Here is an 18,683-nt window from a genome sequence, read left to right as displayed (position 1 = left end):
GATGGGGGATGAGTAAGGGACAGGCCTGCCAGCGTATTTCCAATCCCCAATCCCCTATTTCCTATCTCTCCGGCTCACCCGCCCTGCGGCAGGTCCAGTGTTTCGGCAAAGCGTGAGAGTACCACTTGCCGGACCTCGTCCCACGCCCCCGCGTCAATTGCACCAGAGTCGACGGTGTTGAAAGCGTGCTGGCGTGCCTCGATCAGCAGCTCCAAATCACGACCGGGGTGAGCCACGCGCAGCGGCATGCCCCCCGATTGCCGGGTGCCTAGCACGTCGCCGGGACCACGGATTTCGAAGTCGGCTTCGGCAATCTTGAAGCCGTCGCTCGTCTGTTCCATCACCGCCAGTCGCTTCGTCGCGTCGTCGGTTTCGCCATCGGGCAGCAGGAAGCAATACCCCTGGTGCCGACCGCGTCCGATGCGTCCGCGGAGCTGATGCAACTGCGAGAGCCCGAAGCGGTTGGCCTGATAGATGACCATCAACGTCGCGTTGGGCACGTCGACCCCGACCTCGATCACGGTGGTGGTCACGAGCACCCGGATGTCGCCGCGACGAAACGCCGTCATCACGGCGTCTTTCTCATCGGACGACATCCGCCCGTGAAGCAGAGCGACTTCGGGAGCGGGCGAGTCTTTGTTCGTCCGATCTCCCGCCTCGCCCCACCCCTCGCTCAGTTCGTTCATGCGAAGCCGCTCGAACACCGTCTCCACGCTCCCCGGCACCGCGGCATCAAGGTCCTCGCCGTTCGGTTCGATGCGTGGGCAGACGACGTAGGCCTGCCGTCCTTCGGCGAGCCGTTGGCGGATGAATTCCCATGCCTTTTTCCGTCCCAGTTTGCCATCCACACGGCTCGTCACGACGCGCTGCCGACCGGGGGGGAGATCGGTGATCCGCGTCACGTCCAAATCCCCGAACTGCGTCAGGCACAACGATCGCGGAATCGGAGTCGCGGTCATCACGAGCAGATGCGGAGCTGACGCTTCCGGTTGAGAGTTCAGAGACGAGAGGTCAGCGTCTTTAACTGCTTGCTCTCCTATCGTCTCTAAACTCTCAACCTCATTCGCGCGAGCGAATCGCGAGCGTTGGGCGACGCCGAATTTGTGTTGTTCGTCGACCACCGCGAGGCCCAGCCGCGGAAGCGTCACGTCTTCTTGAATCAGTGCCTGAGTGCCAACCACGAGGTCGACTTTCCCTTCGGCGATGTCGGCAAGCGTGCGCTTGCGCTCGGCAGGGGTCAGCGAGCCGGTCAGCAGGCGGCGCTTGACCCGACTGCGCGACAAGGCGGCGTCGATCGTCTTCCAATGCTGATTGGCGAGCACTTCTGTCGGAGCCATCACGACCGCCTGATACCCCGCCGCAATAGCTGAGAGCATCGCGTAAACCGCAACGACCGTCTTGCCGGCACCAACGTCTGCCTGAAGGAGCCGGTGCATCGCCCGCGGCGTGGCAAGGTCGCTCGTGATTTCCCGGATCGCCTGATTCTGCCCCGGCGTGAATTCAAAGGGGAACAGCCGCCGGATGCGGGCGTCGACCTTGGCAGGCGTTTCGATGCGCGGCGAGCCGTCGGTCGCCGTCCACGCCCGGCGGCGCAGCGCCATGCCGATCTGAAACTCGAACAGATCGTCAAACAGAATTCGTCGCTTCGCCTCTTCGAACGCGGCGACAGTCGCCGGTCGATGCAGCGCCCGCATCGCGTCCGAGAGTTCGGGTAGAGCGGCTTCGTCCCGAAACGTCGCGGGCAGGGGGTCGCTGACTTCACCGGCATACCGATCAACAGCATCCCGCGAGATCGTCCGCAACGCCTCCATCGTGAGGCCCTCAACCAGCGAATACCGCGGGAGGACCTCGCCATGCGGAGTGGTGAGAGGTGAGGGGTGAGAGGTGAGAGGTGAGGGTTGCGGATCGAGTAATTCTTTCTCTGACCTCTCACCCCTCAACTCTAAACTCTCCGCCGCCTCGTCCTCCCCCAACTGTTGCACTCTGGGATGCGACATCTCCCAGCGGCCGTCGCGTTTCTTAGCTTTCGCGCTGAAGAGCAGCGGCTCGCCATCGGAGTATTTTTTGAGAATCCACTGCTGGTTGAACCACACGCCGCGAACGTACTCGCCGCCAGAGTCGAGCAGGATGGTGGTCATGGACCGGCCGCGGGAGATTAGCCGGGCGTCGCGATCAACCACGACGCCGCGGACCGTCTCGATCGACTTGCCTGTCAGCTCAGAGGCCGACTTCACATCGGTCAGATCGAGTACGTCGCGCGGCAGGTTGAACAGGACGTCGCGGACGGTCGAGAGGTTCAATTTCTCAAGGGCGGCCGCGCGGCGGGGGCCGGCTCCTTTGAGATATTGGGCGGGGCTGTCGAGCGGGCTGTCGGACATGATGCCGACCAGTATAGGCGATCACCCGAAAAGCGGGACTTTCGCGAAGATTTTCGTGATCCGGGTCGCCAATTTCGCCGTTGCCGGATCGGTAGTGGCGATTCTGCTTGAAGAGCCGACAGCGTCGTCTATGTTGATGTCCACAGACCGATGATGTTCAGCACTGAGCGAGCCTGATGAGCGGCGACCCGTCCGACACCCAACAGCCACCTCCGCAGCCGGTCTATCGCGCTGCGCCACCCGGTGCAGAGAAGAAGCTCGCGGCAGGGCTGATCGCGATCTTGCTGCCGGGTCTGGGCATCCACAAATTCATTCTCGACATGCCGGTCGCCGGAGCCATTATGTTGGCAATCACGGTCTCCTGTGGTTTCTTCGGCTTCTGCCTGATTATTCCGATCCTTGGCGCGATCGCCATGCAGGTCATCAGCATCGCCGAGGGCATTATCTACCTGACGAAAACCGATGAAGAATTTGTCGAGACGTATGTCGTCGGCAAACGCGAATGGTTTTGATCCCCTCGACTCACTTTTGAAAAAAGGACCGCTAATGTCTGAAGAAACAGTGCCGGCTGCCAAGCCGGAAGGTGCCGACAAGAAACTGGCCGCTGGCATCTGCGCGATCCTGCTGGGCAGTTTTGGCGTTCATAAGTTTATCTTGGGATATACAACGCCCGGGATCATCATGCTGCTCGTGTCGCTGCTCACGTGCGGAATCGGAGCGTTGGTGATGCAGGTCATCGGCATTATCGAAGGCATTAAATATTTGACGATGTCCGACCAAGAATTCGTCGACACCTATGTGAATGCTGAGAAGCCTTGGTTTTAATTGCTTGTCGTCCTGCTCAATAGACGCCAATGCAGCCGCGCCCGGTAGGAAGCGGATCAAGTGAAAGGTTTCATTAACTCTTGAAACCTTCGCCCTGATCCGCTCCTTGCCAGTCGCGGCTGCAAATCGGCGCCTATTGGGTACGGCGCGAATTAATTCGCCGCTTTGACATAACCGAAGGCAATGTCTTTAAGCCCCTGTGAGCCGTGGACGTATTTTGTCTCGGGCTCGTAGCTGAAGACCTCTTCCCACGACTCGCCGCCATCGGTGCTGCGGAGGATATTGGACCGTTTGCGGGAGACACTCAGGAGCGTGCCCTTATCGGTCTTCAGCACCTGCCCCTGTGGCACGGCTCTGGGTAGGTCACGCCATGTTTTACCGTCTTCGGAGGCCCGTGACGGATAGCCGGCGAGCCAGAATTCGCCGTCGACCACAGAGAGCGTGCCGTTGCGCGAGCCGGTCATGATCGGGCCCTCCCAGGTCTCACCGGCATCGGTCGAGCGGTAAACATGTTCGCCTTTCTTGTCGGCCAAAAGCACGATGCCTTCCTTGGAAATCATCGCGCTCTTGCTGTCGAGTCCATCGAGGCCTTTGGGGTCGATCCACTTCCAAGTCTTGCCCATGTCGTCGCTGGCGAAGAGGTTGCCGAACTCGGTGTCCTCTTTGCTGCGATCATCGCCGATCGCGAGGAAGCGTTCCGCGTCTTTGCAGTAAATCGATTTGATGTGGTGCGTGACGAGTTTGCGGCCCGGCTGGTCGTCTTTCACGCTGCGAAACGATGTCTGATTCCAAGTCTTGCCGAAGTCGGGGGTGGAGGTCGCGTCCATATAGCCGGTCATGACAAATGTGCCATCCCCGCCGGCGATCGACATCGCGGTCGGCATGATCCGCGGATCTTTGCTGCGGCGATCAAGAATCGTGTTGCCGTCGCTCAGGTGCCGCCAGGTCACGCCGTCGTCCGAAGCGAAATAAGAGGTTGGCTTGGTCCAGCCCACGGGGAAGGCGAACACGCCGTCGGTGTAGGCGATTGAATTCGTCGCCCAACCACCATGATCGGAGCCGGGATAGCCGAAGAAGACCTGCTTCCAATTTGCACCGTCATCGTTCGACATCAGCACCCGCGCCCCGTGCCCGACCGCGATAATTACGGGCTGCTGAGGATCGGGATTAAAGTCGCCCCCGAGCGGAATCTCCTGCCGCCGGGCCTCCCCCTTGGCCACCCATTCTTCAGGAGGCTTCTCGGCGGCGTGGACGGCGACGGACAATGTCAGGCAAAGTGCAGCGACGAGTGATCTCATGATAATTCCTACGAAGGACGAAAAGTTCGATACTAATTTCAGTGGGTGGCAACGAAAAAGCATGCTGACTCTTAACAGGTTTGCAACGCCGAAAGGAAATGGTGTTTGGCCACGGAGCAATTTCACCATCCCTATTGGTCAGCTTGGACCTCTTTAAAGAACTCAAGGCTTTCTTCAATTACCTTTTTGTCTCTCGAAAGAAGATACTTTGCCGCCAGAGCCTCTTCGAGATGATTTATTGCCTCGTCATGTTCTCCAAGCATCCAGAGCGAGAGTCCGGCGAGATTGAGCAGGCGTGGCGTAGTGCTCGACTTCGTCTTTGAGCTCTTTTCTATCGCAAGTGCTTCATTGCAAAGATCAAGTGCTTCTTGAAAGTTGCCGGATTCGTAATTTTCGTTGGCTTTTGCGAATAGGTCTTCGACCTGTGCAGCCGCCTCGTCAGACTTTGCAAGGGTCTCGGCCGCGCGTCGTTGGAAATTCTCGATCGCTTCGCGCCCTTCCGGTGTCGCTGCAAATTCGGCCCCCTTCGCCTTAGCTTCGTCAGGGTCAAAACCGATTTCACGCCCAAGTTCGCCAATATATTGATTAGTTGGGTCAGGGCTGGGGCGGTTCCGATAGAACGTGAAAGCGACAGCGCCGCCTAGCGCCGCGAGCAGTACAGCAAAAAAGAGCACTTTTGCTCGGTTCGGATTGACCTCTCGCTCCATGACTTCTCCTGAACGTTTTTTAATCGCTGACTTCAGGTGAGACGGACATCCCCCTCGCCGCCGTCGGCAACTCCGGCACGGCGCGAGGTCGAATCCAAAAGGGACAACGGCGCGACAGATCGGCAACCGCTGATGTCACAGCAGTCTGACGCCTTGCACCGCCGAATGCCAGCGGTAACGGAACGAGAATTTGAGCCGTCGCGATGCCTTAAATGCGCCAGGCATCCCGGCAGTGAGACGTCAGAAAGTCCGTCGCGGCAGGCGTGCCGGAGGCGGTCATCAGTTCCGCATCCCAGTCGAAGCCGCCGCCAGCTCGGAAGGCGACATTCGCCAGCAGTACGGCCTCGGTGAGCGGGCCGCCATAGTCGAAGCCGCACGAAGCCGGGTCGCCCCCGCGGGCGGCATCGATCCACTGTTGATGGAAGCCCCTCGGCTTGGGAATAAACGACTCGGGTTCTTGGAAGTCGGTGAAGTCACCGGCGGGCAGGAGTTGATAGCCTTTGAAGCCACATGCGAGCATCCCTTTCTCGCCGACGAAGAGCGTGTTGTGCGGCTTGAGGTCGTTCTCGCTGAGGCCCGACTGACGGACGACCGCGTCCGGCACCGATGGCACCTGCGACCAGTGCAGCCGAACGTCACTGCCGCTATCAGTGGGGAAGGTCAGCGTTGTCGCCATCGACTTCGGCGTGACGTACGGATGCGGATCGGGGTCGGTGACGTCGACCCGCTTGGGGTATTTAAGATCGAGTGCCCAGAACGAAGTATCGAGAATATGGCAGCCCCAGTTGCCGGTCTCACCGGTTCCGAAGTTCCACCAGAACCGCCAATTGTAAGGGCAGATCTTCGGACTATAAGGCCGCTCGGCGGCGCGATTAAGCCATAGATCCCAGTCGAGATGTTTGGGGACGTCCGCAGTCTTCGCGGGGTAATTGGGCATCCCCCGGCTCGACGAAACCCACGCGTGAACATCACTCACTTCGCCGATCGCCCCCGACTTAACCAATTCAACCGAGCGCCGCATCGAGGACAGATTGTGACGCTGCGTGCCAAGTTGCGTCGCCACACCCTTCGCTTTGGCGGCTTCGGTGAGCAAGCGGACCTCATTCACCGAATGAGCCAGCGGCTTCTCGCAATAAAGGTGCATCCCCCGCTCAATCGCCATCATTGAGGGATGAAAGTGAGCGTGATCCGGTGTGCTGACAACGACCGCGTCGATCTGTTGTTCGAGCTGATCGAACATCTTGCGGTAGTCGCTGTAGAGCGGTACCTCCGGGTACTTCTTAAGAGTTTTCGCGGCTCTTTCCTTGTCGACATCCGCAAATGCGATGAGGTTCTGTCCGTCGACCCTACGGATGTTTGCTGCGCCCTGCCCGCCAATTCCGATACAGGCAATGTTTAGCTTCTCGTTCGGACTCTCCGCTCGGCCGGTGGAAGCCAGCGGGTTCCACCACGCTGCCGCCGTCGCCGCGGCCGTGGTCTTGAGCATGTGTCGGCGTGAAAGTCCGGTTGGTGTCTTCATGTTGGCCAATACTTTAGAGATTGATGAGTCCGATTCACGTCGTCGCGAAACCAAGAGATGACGTTGGAATCACGGCGGAAATTAATCCGCCGTAAACACGAAACCGTCCGGTGTTGCGTCGACTTTAATTATCGTGCCTTCTTCGAAGCGACCGGTGAGGATTTCGTTGGCGAGAGAGTTTTCCAGTCGGTTTTGAATGACTCGTTTGAGCGGTCGTGCTCCATACTGGGGGTCATAACCTTCTTGAGCCAACAGGTCTTTGGCTTGGTCGGTGACCTCAAGACCGTAGCCTTCATCTTCGAGATTCTGCCGCAGGAATTCGAGTTGCAGGTCGACGATCTGCCTGATTTCTTTGCGGCCGAGCGGGTGAAAGACGATGACCTCGTCGACGCGATTTAAGAATTCGGGCCGGAAGTGAAGTCGGAGGTCCTCCATCACGCGGCTCTTAATTTCGGTATAGAGCTCATCGTCGGCAAGGTCGAGAATTTTCTGACTGCCGATGTTCGAGGTCATGGCGATGATGCAGTTCGTGAAGTCGACGGTGCGGCCTTGGCCGTCGGTGAGTCGGCCGTCGTCGAGCACCTGCAACAGCACGTTAAAGACGTCGGGGTGCGCCTTTTCGACTTCGTCGAGGAGAATCACGCTGTAAGGATTGCGGCGGACGGCTTCGGTGAGTTTGCCTCCTTCTTCATAGCCGACGTATCCGGGAGGGGCACCGATCATGCGGGCGACCGAGTGCTTCTCCATAAATTCCGACATATCGATGCGGACCATCGCGCGCTCGTCATCGAACAAGAATTCGGCGAGCGCCTTACAAAGTTCGGTCTTGCCGACACCCGTCGGGCCAAGAAACAGGAACGATCCGATGGGTCGTTTCTGATCGGTCAGACCCGAGCGCGAGCGACGAACGGCATTGGCCACGGCTTCGACGGCTTCCTCCTGATTAATCATCCGCTCGTGGATTCGTTGCTCCATCTTTAAGAGCTTATCCTTCTCCGTTTGCAGCATCCGGGCAACCGGCACTCCGGTCCAAGTCGAAACGACCTTGGCAATGTCTTCGCCCGTGACCGCTTCGCGCAGCAGGCGTTCTTCACCCGACTGCTGCATCTGTTCAAATCGCTCCTCGAGTTGGCTGAGCTTTTGCTCGGCTTCTTTCAGCTTTACTTCGGCTTCGTAGGCTTTTTGATAATCCTCATTGGAAGAAGACCGCTGCGCCTGACCGAGAGCTCGATCCCGTTCGCCTCTTAATTGGTCGATCTCTTCTTGCAACGGCTTGAGATTCGCAAGGACTTCCTTTTCCGATTCCCAGCGAGCGCGAAGACCTGTGACGGTTTCTTCGCGGTCGGCGATGTCTTTCTTTAAGGCGTCCAGTCGCTGTTGCGACTCTTCGCTCGATTCGTCTTCGAGCACCTTCGCCTCGATCTTCATCCGGGCGAGGGCGCGATTGAGCTCATCGAGCTCGACCGGCATTGAGTCGATCTCCATCCTAAGTCGACTCGCGGCTTCGTCGATTAAGTCAATCGCTTTATCGGGCAGGAAGCGATCGTTGATATAGCGGTCCGAGAGCGAGGCGGCCGACCTTAGAGCTTCGTCGTTAATGCGAACGCCGTGATGCTTTTCATACTTCTCTTTAATTCCTCTCAGGATACTGAGGGTATCCTCGACGCTCGGTTCCTTGACCAGCACCGGTTGAAAGCGGCGTTCGAGGGCCGGGTCTTTCTCGATGTATTTACGGTACTCGTCGAGCGTTGTCGCACCGATGCAGTGCAGTTCGCCGCGGGCGAGTGCGGGCTTTAATAGGTTCGACGCGTCCATCGCGCCGTCGGTTTTGCCCGCGCCGATGACGGTGTGCAGCTCGTCAATAAAGAGGACGATCTGGCCTTCGGAGTCGGTCACTTCCTGCAGCACGGCTTTAAGTCGTTCTTCAAATTCGCCACGGTACTTGGCCCCGGCGACGAGGGCGCCCATGTCGAGGGCGACAACCGTTTTCTCTTTTAAGTTCTGGGGGACGTCGCCGTCGACGATCCGCATGGCGAGTCCTTCGGCGATGGCCGTCTTTCCGACGCCGGGATCGCCGATCAGGACCGGGTTATTTTTTCGCCGGCGGCTGAGGACTTGAATGACGCGACGGATTTCGGTGTCTCGCCCGATCACAGGGTCGATCTTGCCCGTGCGGGCGAGTTCAACGAGATCTTTTCCGTATTTCTCGAGCGATTGATAGGTCGCTTCCGGATTCTGTGATTGCACTGATTGTCCTCCGCGGATGTCTTTGAGCGCTGCGAGAATGTCCTGTTCGCGAACACCGTTCATATTAAGCAGCCGGCCTGCCGTGTCGTCTTCCGTTGTGGCCAGTGCGAGTAGCAGGTGCTCGGTGCTGACGTATTCATCCTTCATCTCATCGGCGCGGGATTGCGCGCCTTCGAGCACCTGCATGAAGTAGGGCCCCGGTCCCGGCTGTTGCCCGGAGCCGGACATCTTCGGCAGCCGATCGAGTTCGGAATCGACGAGCGAATTAAGCTGTCCCATGTTGACGCCGATCCGCCCCAGCAGCGGGGCGACAACGCCTCCCTGTTCTTCGAGAAGGGCCTTAAGCAGATGCAGTGGCAGCAATTGCGGATTGCCCCGGCTTTCGGCGAGGTGCTGCGAGTTTTGAACGGCCTCGGAGGCTTTGACGGTCAGTTTTTCAGGTTGAAACGGCATTGGTCTTTCACCGGGCGCGTCGGTCGTTGCAAAAGGATTTCAGGAACCTCCCATTCACAATCTCCAATATACGCCCTCGACGAAAGGTATGAACGGTCGGAGCCGAAAACCGGAGTCGGGAGGTTCCCCAGCGGGCCTCACCTCGGTTGTCCGATTTCGGCGAGGCGACGCATGATGCGATAAAAGAGCGAGGCAGGGCCATTCCGCCGACTGCCGCGTCGCACCGCGTCGTGCGCATCAGCCCGGATGGCCCATTTCCGCCAGCCGGTCGGGCGTGACCCGCTGTCATGCTCGGGATCAAGTTCGAGGGCGATCGTTCGAAGTTCGGAGGCGGAGACGAGATCGTCGAGCGCTTCGGATCGGCGGATGAACGTCGCGACTTCGTCGAGCAATCGGGAGCGGAGGTGCGGCAGTCGGGCCGGAGGGATGACATCCGGGTGCCTTTCGGCCCACTCGTAGCGGCAGCGGATCGATCGCGCGAGATGGCCGGGTGTTTTCGTCTGCTGGGCATCCGAACGTCGATAGCCGGTTAGCGGGTCGTCGACCCGCAGGAACCGGCCCCGTGTTCTCAGATGAGCAAAGAAGATCATGTCTTCGCTCGACCGCGTCTCCTCGGGAAACCCGCAGGCCAAGCCGTCGCGTCTTCGGAACATCGCAGCCGAGGGCGAGATGGCGCACTCAACAAGCAGTTCGAGCGACGGCTCCGGTAGATCGAAGGTATCGGGCTGCGGGAATTCTGACTGCCGCCCGTCCTCAGCGAACGCGAAACAGCGGGTCCCAATGCAAACGACCTCGTCGCCGGAAGGGTCGGCCTCGACCAACTCCCATTGCTGCCGCAGCTTGGAGGGAAGCCACACGTCATCGGCATCCAGCAGGGCCACCCAGTCACCCGCGGCCTCGTCTATCCCGCGATTGCGGGCCACGCTTTCGCCATGATTTTCTTGGCGAAGCACCCGTACCGGCGGTCCGAAACTCTGGGCGATCTCGGCTGAATCATCGGTCGACCCGTCATCGACCACGATCACTTCGACCGGCGGCAATGACTGATCCAATGCGGAGCGAATCGCTTCGCCGAGGAACGGCGCGGCGTTGAAGCACGGAATGATGACAGAGACCGACGGGCCGGGCATTCGCCAATTATCAAACGCCCGCCAGCGAATGTCGACCGTGCGTCCTTGCCGAGGTACGCGACACGCCGAGCAGGCTCAGGCTGCCGCAGCCACGCGATCGGCCGCCAGCGACACATTCGCGGCGAAGTGGTCAAGATTCAGCCCGCCAAGCGTCAGGCTGGCTACGGCGTCATGCGCGAGCGCGAACGGAATGGCTGTCTCCGGATCAAGATGCCCGGCGGCGAGCCCTTTCTTGACAAGCACGCCGACGCCGCGCTTGGCGGCTTCGTCCATCACGACGCTCTGCCCGGTATCGAGGGCGTTGTATTCGACCATGATTACGTCGGCCCAGTCGAGGGCGGCGTGATGGCCCGCGGCGGTCTTGCCGGAGAGCCCGATGTGTCCGATCTTTCCTGCGTCCCTCAGCCACACCAGCGTTTCAACCGCGGGAGTATCGCGAAGAATGAACAGGTCGCGACCGTCCGAATGCAGCAGAACGAGGTCGAGCCGATCGGACCGAAGTCGCTTCAGGCTGCGTTCCACACTCGCGATGATCGCCTTGGCGCTGAATTCGTAATTCGAGTTCGACTGCCCGGTGCGATCGGTCCAGAAGTTTTCGCCGACCTTTGTCGAAAGAACGAACTCGTCGCGGCGGTGAGACAGATGTCGGCCGATCCGCTCCTCGCTGACTCCGTAAGCCGGGGCGGTGTCGATCAGATTGATGCCGAGATCGAGCACGCCGCCCAAAAGCCGGTCGACCTGCGATTCATCGGGCAGGGCATACGGCTGAGGGTATTTGATCTTTTGATTGCGACCGATTTTAAAGGCGCCGAAACCGATCGGGCTGACATCCGTACCGGTGCGGCCGAGGGGGCGGCGTTCCATAAGAATTTTCTTTACACAGTCGAATTGATTCGAAAGCCGATCACGCGGCGCGGGTGATGCGGTCGGAATACCAATGACATGTTTCCCAGGGAGGAGCTGCGACCTCGGGCCGCGTCCATTCAGGCAATTGCTGCGATTCACCCGAACCCGAATTCTCGGGATGGGGCAGCAGTTGGGCGATTCGGCGGGCCATAGCGGGCACGAGTGCCAGTTTCGTCGGCCAGCACGTCAGGGTGTTGCCGTCGGCCATGACCTGGATGTCGTCCGGCCGTCGATTTTGCGGCGTTTCGCCTTCGGCCCGGTCAACGCGGTAGGTGGCCCATTCGATGCCATCCTGCGACAGATCAGGTAGGGCGGCGGCCAGTTCGCGACGCGCCCGTGCGATGAGGTCGGGCTCCGACAGGCCGACGCCGTCTTCGGCAATCTGCCCCCCGATTTGCCAGACGACGGTCTGCTCGTCGATTCGCTCCGAGGTGATCGTAACGCGGGTAACCGTTCCGTCGACGCAGTGGCCGTTGAATTCGGGGAGATCGCCTTTTGCCATCACCATGTGGAGCGGGCGTCGCTGCATCACGGTCGCCGATTTTCCGACTTGCGACAGTAGCCGGGCGTTGCCGTTGCCGGCAGCGAGGATGACAGATTTGGGCACGCACTCGAACGTCCGCCCGGTTTCGGAGTCGGTCAGTCCGATCTGCGTGACCCGTCCGCCGTCATCGACCGAAAGGGACAGACCCGATTCGGGGTCGATTTTAAACAGGCGGGGGAGGTTCCGCTCGCGGAGTTTTTCCAAAAAGCTGACCGGAGAGATCACCTGCTCACTGAGCCGGGCGACCGGTCCCTGGCAGCTCTGCAGTACCGAAGGCAGCTCGCCGGGGGCCAACATTTTTGGTGTGACGCGCAGCCCCATGCGGGCGCCGATCATACCGACGCGGCCGGTCAAACTCTCGGTCCGCCACAGGTAGCAGGAATCGGATCGAACGACCGTGCCCGACAGATTGGGGACACGTTCCCCGGCGAGGCACTCCCGCCACAGGTCGGGCATGTCGCGAATGTTCTCGGCGCTGCGGGTCAGCAGCCCCGTGAGGGTGTATTTGAGACCCCCGTGAATGATGCCCTGAGAGGCGACCGTCTGGCCCGCTCCCAGGGCGTTCGATTCAAGCAGGATCGCGCGATGCCCACCGGCACAGAGGCGATCGAGTGTCCACAAACCGGCGGCTCCGCCGCCAAAAATGACTGCGTCCAAGTGCATCACGATTCGTCATCCGACGATATAGGATTGCGGTCCGGTTCCTTCCGGATCGACAAGCGGGTCGTTTTAGCCGGACCGCGAACGTGCGCAAACCCCATTTGTCGGCTACGCTCGGAATCGACTTCGAGGCGCGACGTGCAACGACCGGGAGACGGTCGACGAATTTGACAGGATGAAGCTGTCGGCTGTCAGCTATTGGCTGTCAGCGTTGCTTGTTCGAGCCGCAATCGCTTTGGCATGCATTCGTTTGCAGAAGGCCACAATCCTACTGAACGGCTACTTATTGAACGCCGAAATAACCGCGGAGGGCCTTGAGCAGCTCTTTCACCCGCCGGTGGAATGCCTCCGGGCTGGGCGGACGTCCGATCGGAGTGAAGCGGTAGCGAACTTCCGTGCCGCTGTTGGAAGGCCGAGAGGCACGGCGATCCTCCCCGAATTCGAGGACCAGTTGCACGGCCTGTTTCTGAGACGACTTACCCCACCCGCCAAACATCCCGGTCGTGCCGATCGCGAACGTCGCCTGCCGTTGGGTGACGTCTTTGACTTTCGCCGAAATCTCGTCGACGAATCCGCCGAGTTTGTAGACGATCATGTCGGAGGCGAGCTGGGCCTCGAAGTGGCCTTCGGCCAGAAACGGATCGGTCTCGATCGGTTCATCCGGCGTCTTTCGACGGTCTTCATGCAGTTGCGTGCTCGTAATCGAGCATGTGCGATTGCGACCGGTTTCTTTGGCCTGATAAAGCGCCTTATCGGCCCGCCGGCACAAACTTTCGACGCTGTCGCCTTTCTCATAGACACTCACGCCGAAGCTGCCGGTGACTTTCAATTCGGTTTCGTCGTTGAGCACAGTCTTCGCGAGCAAACCACGAAGCCGCTCGGCTCTTCGAACCGCACCTTCGAGGTCGGTGTCGGGGCAGAGTATGACGAATTCTTCGCCGCCGTATCGGGCGACGAGTTCCCCGCTGTAGCATTCTTCTTGAAGCAGCCGGGCGGTGTTGACGAGCACATCGTCACCCACCTGGTGACCGTAATTGTCGTTGACCGCTTTAAAGAAGTCGATATCGCAGAAAATGACGCCGAACGGCTGGTGATCCTGCTGCTTACCGATCTCGCTGAGGTGCAGGGCGAGTTGGGTTTCGAGCTCGCCGCGATTGGCGATTTTCGTCAACGGGTCACGGCTCGCGGCCATTTTCAGCTCGCGATACTCGTTCGGACGAAACGTCGTCCGGCACAGGTCCCGGTAGATCTCGGCGACGCCCTGCAATTGGCCGTTGCCGTCGATCAGCGGAATGCTTTGGATTTCAATTTCGGTCCACTTGCCGTCGAACCGCTTATATTTTAAGCCGGAAGAAATCGCGCGGGGTTCTTTGAGCACACGCTGAAGCGGGTATTCGCCTTCACCCAGGGGGTTCCCCATCAAGTCGGCAAACTCCCAGGCGCGGGCATTCCAGTTCGTGCCCAGAACCTCCTGATGCCCTTTCTTAAAGAGGCGTTCGGCACCGAGGTTCCACAGCACGACCTTCAGATCGGCATCGAGCAGATAAAAGCCGTCGTAGAGACTTTCGAGGATATAGAGGTGAGAAAAGATCTGGCACAGCGCGTTGGGGTCGAGCATTCCGGGGGCATTGGGATGCTCGCGGCCGGAGCTTCCGCCGTCGAGTTCCGGGTCGAACACGCCGGGGCCTTCCTGTTCGATCCACCGACCGAGCGCAACGACGATCGTGCCGTCGAACTGCGTTCCGGACGCAGCCTTTAATTTCTTCATTATCTCATCGTGCGGGATCGCTTCGCGGTAGACCTGCTGAGTCCGCAGCGAGTCGTACGCATCGGCCACGGCCAGGATTCTCGCACCCTGATGGACGTCGCTGCCGATCAGGCGATAACCGTCGGTCGCGCCGTTATAGTGCTGGCTGCTTTGCACGACGATGTCATATACTTCGGAATCGACGCGGCAGGCCTGCAGGATGTCACAGCCGATATTGTGGTGCAGTGCCATCAACTCGGCTTCGTCTCCCGTGAGAGCGCCTGGCTTAAAGAGAATGCTGTCCGGAACGCCGATTTTGCCGATATCGTGAAGCAGGCACGCGACCTCAAGTGCTTTCAGCGGCCGTTCGTCCCAGCCGAACGCAGACGCGACACCCGTAGCGAGTCGTGCCGTCCGGCGGACGTGTCGGATCGTTTTCGGATCCCGATGGTTCAATGCCGAGAGGAGTGCCCGCAGCGTTGCCGGCGCAATGACGCCAGCCAGTGCCTCGTCTGTGGAGGGGTCATTGACGTCGAGCCGTGCCGTTTTCGCGAGCGTCATTAACGACAAGAGCGTCCCGGCGGAGTCGGTGGGATGCGTCGCGCCGGCTTTCGGCGCCGGAGGCACTTCCGTAGCGACCGGCTCATTTAGTGACGGTAGTTCGAAGCTGGGCTCAGATGACATCAATCGCTCCTGGCAAACCGCCTTAATGAATCTCGGCCGGTTCGCGCGTGTTGACATTTCGCGACAAAACCTATGTCACGGCCTTCATCAGTCAAACCGAACTGGGGGAAATCCTTTAAGGGTTGCCGATTCGCTCAATAGCGGGAGGCAGTCGCCAACCCTATCACCGGTCTCAATCGATCGATCGGGGCGTTTAAACCGTCTCACCCGCAAATTCGGGATATTGCCGCATCGCGTTTCGCAGCGAGTCGACGGCTTCCTGAAAGCGCTGACGCTCGGCGTGATAACTCTGCAACTCTTCGGCGTAGGCGGCCCGCTCGTCGTCGAAATCAGCTTGGGCCTGCTGCACGGTCTCGGCGGTCGAGTCGACTTCTTTTCGGTCGGCTTCGACTGCTTGGCGGGCCTGCTCCAACTCCTGCCAATTGATTTCAAGGCGTTGCCGCTGCTCCGCAAGGTCTTCCTCGCGAGAGTCTAGTTCCTGTTGACGTTGGTGAAGTTGCTCTTCGCGGTGACCGAGTTCGGCCTGCCGTTCGGCATCAATGCGTTGCGATTGTTCGCGCTGCGATTCGAACTCTTCGACGGATTGTTTAAAGTCGACCTTCTCGCCCTTTAGCGTAAGTCGATCAGCCTTGAGTTGGGCGGCCCGGCGCTTAAGTTCATCGGTTTCGTTGGCGGTCCGCTCCTGTTCTTCTTCGAGCTTTCGCACCTGCTTCTCGAAGTTCTGCTGTTCGCGACGGAGCCGTTCGGTGTCGACTTCATTTTGCTGGCGTTGCTGATCAACGACTTTGCGGGCGGCGTTAATTTTCGACCGCTCGGCAGTAAGCTCCCGCTCTTTCTCCTCGACTTGCAGAAGCGCTTTGTGTTTCGACGCGGCGGCGGAGACGGCCGCATTCTTTTCGTCGGAGAGCTTCTTTCGCTCCTGCGAAAGGTGTTCGACTTCCTGCCGAAAGGCTTCGTCGCGGTCGGCGAATTCGCGTTCGCGATCTTCGAACTCACGCTGCTTTTGCTCGAGCTGTTCAAACTCTTCGCGTTTTTGCTCGAACCGGTCCGAGAGTTCCTCGGCCTCTTTTTGCTTCTGTTCGAAGGACGATTTCAGTCCGTCGAGCTGCTCGGTCAACGCGGTGCGGTCGGCGTGCGTGCGATCTAATTGTTCTCGCAAGTCGGAGAGCGTGGTCTCCATCTCCTCACGTGCGGCGTTCACCGCCTGCTCGTGGCGGCTCCGTTCTTCATCGAACTGCGACGAAAGCTGGTCGAGTTCCCGCTGCTTCCGTTCGATCTGCGAAGTTGATTCTTCTTCGGCCTGCTGCCGCTGAGATTCGGCCTCTTGCCTTTGGGCGGTGGCTTCGTCCAGTTGTGTCGCCAGTTCCTCGACCCTGGTGCGAAGCTCGGCTAGTTCTTCACTATTAACTGGTTCCGCTTGGTCGGCGGCGGAAGCGTCAGCAGCTTCATTAAGAGCATCATTTTGCTGCTGCTCGAATTTCTGCTTCTCTGCTTCAAATTTCTGCTGCGCTTCTTTCAGCTTTAAAAATTCTTTTTGGATGAGACTCTTTTGCGCGGCGAGCTTGCGAAGTTCGTCCGATGGGTTGGCCGAGGATTGTTCCCCAACCGGGCCGAGCGGTCCGTGGTCGGAGGCATCGATCTTTCGCCCGAAGTCGGGAAACGTTCCGAGATTTAATTTGCTCAGTTGAGCAAAGTCGCGGATCGCGGCGTGACGCACATTCGGACGCGCCGCCACGGCGGCATCGACACAGGTGACCGCCGCCATGATGGCCTTCTCGGCCAGTCCGGCCCGGTCGGCGGCCTCTTTGGAAGCAACCGCGGCACCGGTCGCATTAATAGCGGCATAGGCGGCGTTTGAAGCGAACGCGACCGTGCGATTGGGTCGCTCCATCGAACCGGCGGCAATGACGGCTTGGACGACCGCTTCTTCCGCGGCGGTGAGCGCGTCCATGTCGGGCGTCTGGCCGGACGCAAACTCCAACGCGAATTTGATTGACGCCGTAACAGCTTCGACGTGTGCCTTTTGAGTTTCATCGACACCGCCGGTGTAGTCGCGAAAGACCCGCCGAGCCGCGCGAGCCGAGTACGCAATTACGGCGCGGAGTGGCAGAGTTCGGAGCTGCTCGCCGGTCGGCAGCGTGGCCATGCCCAATTCCAGCTTGGATGTGTCTGAAGGTCGATGATCCGCCGGCTGCCGCCGCACGTTGTGGTCCGGAGCGTTCTCGACCGCCGGGCCCGTGTGAATGAGGCCGAGAACATGCGGAAGTCAACGCGCCACCGGACGATCGCGGATCGGCCCGTGTGGGAAATCCACAGCGGACTTCAGAAAGAGTAGCTCACAAATAAGGCCGGGCGGCTGGGCTGTTGAGAATTCACCGCATATGGCCGCCGGAGAAGTGTTGAGCTGAGAGCACAATATGACCGCCGCGTGACGACATCCGCCGCGCAATCGTACGAAGCCGCACAACCGAACCTTAAATGTCAGTCGCTGCAGGATCATCGACCGATGTTCGAGGCACCGCCGCGCCGCTGTTCTAAGAGATAGAGACGTCCGATCGGTACGTCCGCGTTCGCCGCATCTCATCTTTCGGATATTTCATGGTCGCCACGACCTCCAAACCGACCGGCGCGGAGCGATTTGCACTCGCGCTCGGTGAGCTTCAAGCTTCCGATGACGTCACGCGGAAGCTGATCAGCCTGACCGCCACGCCCGATTACCGCATGGACCAGGTTGTCGCGTGTCTGGAGCGAGATCCGGCACTCTCGCTGCGGATTTTGCGGGTCGTCAACTCATCACGATACGGACTGCGGCACAAAGTCGGCTCGGTCAAGCAGGCTGCGGCTTTGCTGGGTCAGAACTCGCTACGGTTGTTCGCACTCTCGTTCAGCGTGATCGGCGGATTGATGAAAGGTCCGCTGCATGACTTCTACGGCGACTATTGGCGCCGCGCGGCCACGACGGCCACCGCGGCCGCTCACTTGGTCGACGCGAATGCAGACGGTTACGACATTTCGACCGACGATGCCTATACGGCCGGAGTATTGGCCGATATCGGAGTCCTCGTGCTCGCTCAATATGCCCCCAAGTCGTACGTGCCCGCTTACGAGAGCTGTGTCCACGGGCCGGAATTAATTTCCGCGGAACGTGAGCTGTTTAAGATCGACCACCCGGCGCTGGGCGCGACGTTCCTATCCGCCTGGGACTTACCGTCGCCGGTCGTCGATGCGGTGGCCCGCCATCATGCGGGCTCTTCAGACTCGGTGGAGATGAACGAGCTTGAAACTGTTCTGCGAACGGCCGGTTCGGTCGCACAGGCGATCGTCGACCCCGGCGTCGACCGCTTCGCCGCATTGTCGGTCACGCTGGAGCAGGACTTCCCGACGATCGATCCGCTCGTGTTGGTCGAGCAGGTCTACGACGAAGTCGCAAGAGAGGGCAGCGACGCCGAAACCGAAACGACACGGTGCGAAAAACTGCCGCCGAAAGATCAGGTCGTCGGCCAGTACGCCGCGGCGTAGCGATGCTCAGCCGGCCGTCATCCTGTGAAGCCATTAATAAAAAGGGGCTGACCAATGTCAGCCCCT

General features: G+C 59.7%; 13 protein-coding genes. 3 read left to right on the top strand and 10 right to left on the bottom strand.

All coding sequences use genetic code 11. From position 1 onward, the window contains the following. Positions 1–74: 74 nt before the first annotated feature. The gene (locus tag Pan189_RS20850) at positions 75–2,378 is read right to left on the bottom strand and encodes an ATP-dependent DNA helicase RecG (RefSeq protein WP_145366009.1); all 2,304 of its coding nucleotides are present in this window, start codon (positions 2,376–2,378) and stop codon (positions 75–77) included. Positions 2,379–2,554: 176 nt separating this feature from the next. Here Pan189_RS20850 and Pan189_RS20845 point away from each other — a divergent pair, with 176 nt between their 5' ends. Then, positions 2,555–2,890 carry a TM2 domain-containing protein gene (locus Pan189_RS20845; RefSeq protein ID WP_145366008.1) on the top strand — a complete coding sequence of 112 codons (336 nt, stop codon included), beginning with the start codon at positions 2,555–2,557 and terminating at the stop codon, positions 2,888–2,890. Positions 2,891–2,924: 34 nt separating this feature from the next. Further along, positions 2,925–3,203, top strand: coding sequence for a TM2 domain-containing protein (locus Pan189_RS20840; RefSeq protein ID WP_145366007.1), 279 nt, complete (start codon positions 2,925–2,927; stop codon positions 3,201–3,203). Between the two features lie 152 nt (positions 3,204–3,355). Here the strand turns inward: Pan189_RS20840 and Pan189_RS20835 are convergent, their stop codons facing one another. From Pan189_RS20835 to Pan189_RS20795, 9 genes are all read right to left on the bottom strand, one after another. Next, positions 3,356–4,501 carry a WD40/YVTN/BNR-like repeat-containing protein gene (locus tag Pan189_RS20835; RefSeq protein ID WP_145366006.1) on the bottom strand — a complete coding sequence of 382 codons (1,146 nt, stop codon included), beginning with the start codon at positions 4,499–4,501 and terminating at the stop codon, positions 3,356–3,358. Between the two features lie 131 nt (positions 4,502–4,632). Then, a complete protein-coding gene (locus Pan189_RS20830) occupies positions 4,633–5,208 on the bottom strand; it encodes a tetratricopeptide repeat protein (RefSeq protein WP_145366005.1) in 576 nt (191 codons plus the stop codon). A 208-nt stretch (positions 5,209–5,416) separates the two neighbouring features. Beyond that, a complete protein-coding gene (locus Pan189_RS20825) occupies positions 5,417–6,727 on the bottom strand; it encodes a Gfo/Idh/MocA family protein (RefSeq protein ID WP_145366004.1) in 1,311 nt (436 codons plus the stop codon). 81 nt (positions 6,728–6,808) lie between these two features. Beyond that, positions 6,809–9,427: an ATP-dependent chaperone ClpB gene (clpB, locus tag Pan189_RS20820; protein WP_145366003.1), complete on the bottom strand. Its 2,619-nt coding sequence runs from the start codon at positions 9,425–9,427 to the stop codon at positions 6,809–6,811. Between the two features lie 137 nt (positions 9,428–9,564). Next, positions 9,565–10,557 (bottom strand): glycosyltransferase family 2 protein, encoded by a 993-nt coding sequence (locus tag Pan189_RS20815; protein ID WP_145366002.1) that lies wholly within the window; start codon positions 10,555–10,557, stop codon positions 9,565–9,567. Between the two features lie 75 nt (positions 10,558–10,632). Continuing rightward, positions 10,633–11,421 carry an aldo/keto reductase gene (locus Pan189_RS20810; protein WP_145366001.1) on the bottom strand — a complete coding sequence of 263 codons (789 nt, stop codon included), beginning with the start codon at positions 11,419–11,421 and terminating at the stop codon, positions 10,633–10,635. A 40-nt stretch (positions 11,422–11,461) separates the two neighbouring features. Continuing rightward, positions 11,462–12,670 carry an FAD-dependent oxidoreductase gene (locus Pan189_RS20805; protein ID WP_145366000.1) on the bottom strand — a complete coding sequence of 403 codons (1,209 nt, stop codon included), beginning with the start codon at positions 12,668–12,670 and terminating at the stop codon, positions 11,462–11,464. Between the two features lie 280 nt (positions 12,671–12,950). After that, positions 12,951–15,098, bottom strand: coding sequence for a diguanylate cyclase (locus Pan189_RS20800; RefSeq protein WP_310820860.1), 2,148 nt, complete (start codon positions 15,096–15,098; stop codon positions 12,951–12,953). Between the two features lie 193 nt (positions 15,099–15,291). Then, entirely contained in the window at positions 15,292–17,244 is a 1,953-nt protein-coding gene (locus Pan189_RS20795) for a coiled-coil domain-containing protein (RefSeq protein WP_145365998.1), read from the bottom strand. 452 nt (positions 17,245–17,696) lie between these two features. Between Pan189_RS20795 and Pan189_RS20790 the strand changes: the two genes are divergently transcribed. Beyond that, the gene (locus Pan189_RS20790; RefSeq protein WP_145365997.1) at positions 17,697–18,617 is read left to right on the top strand and encodes an HDOD domain-containing protein; all 921 of its coding nucleotides are present in this window, start codon (positions 17,697–17,699) and stop codon (positions 18,615–18,617) included. Positions 18,618–18,683 lie beyond the last annotated feature (66 nt).

Source organism: Stratiformator vulcanicus, from assembly GCF_007744515.1.
GTDB lineage: Bacteria > Planctomycetota > Planctomycetia > Planctomycetales > Planctomycetaceae > Stratiformator > Stratiformator vulcanicus.
Note: the sequence above shows the minus strand (reverse complement) of the source record. Positions and strands in the feature narration are given on the sequence as shown.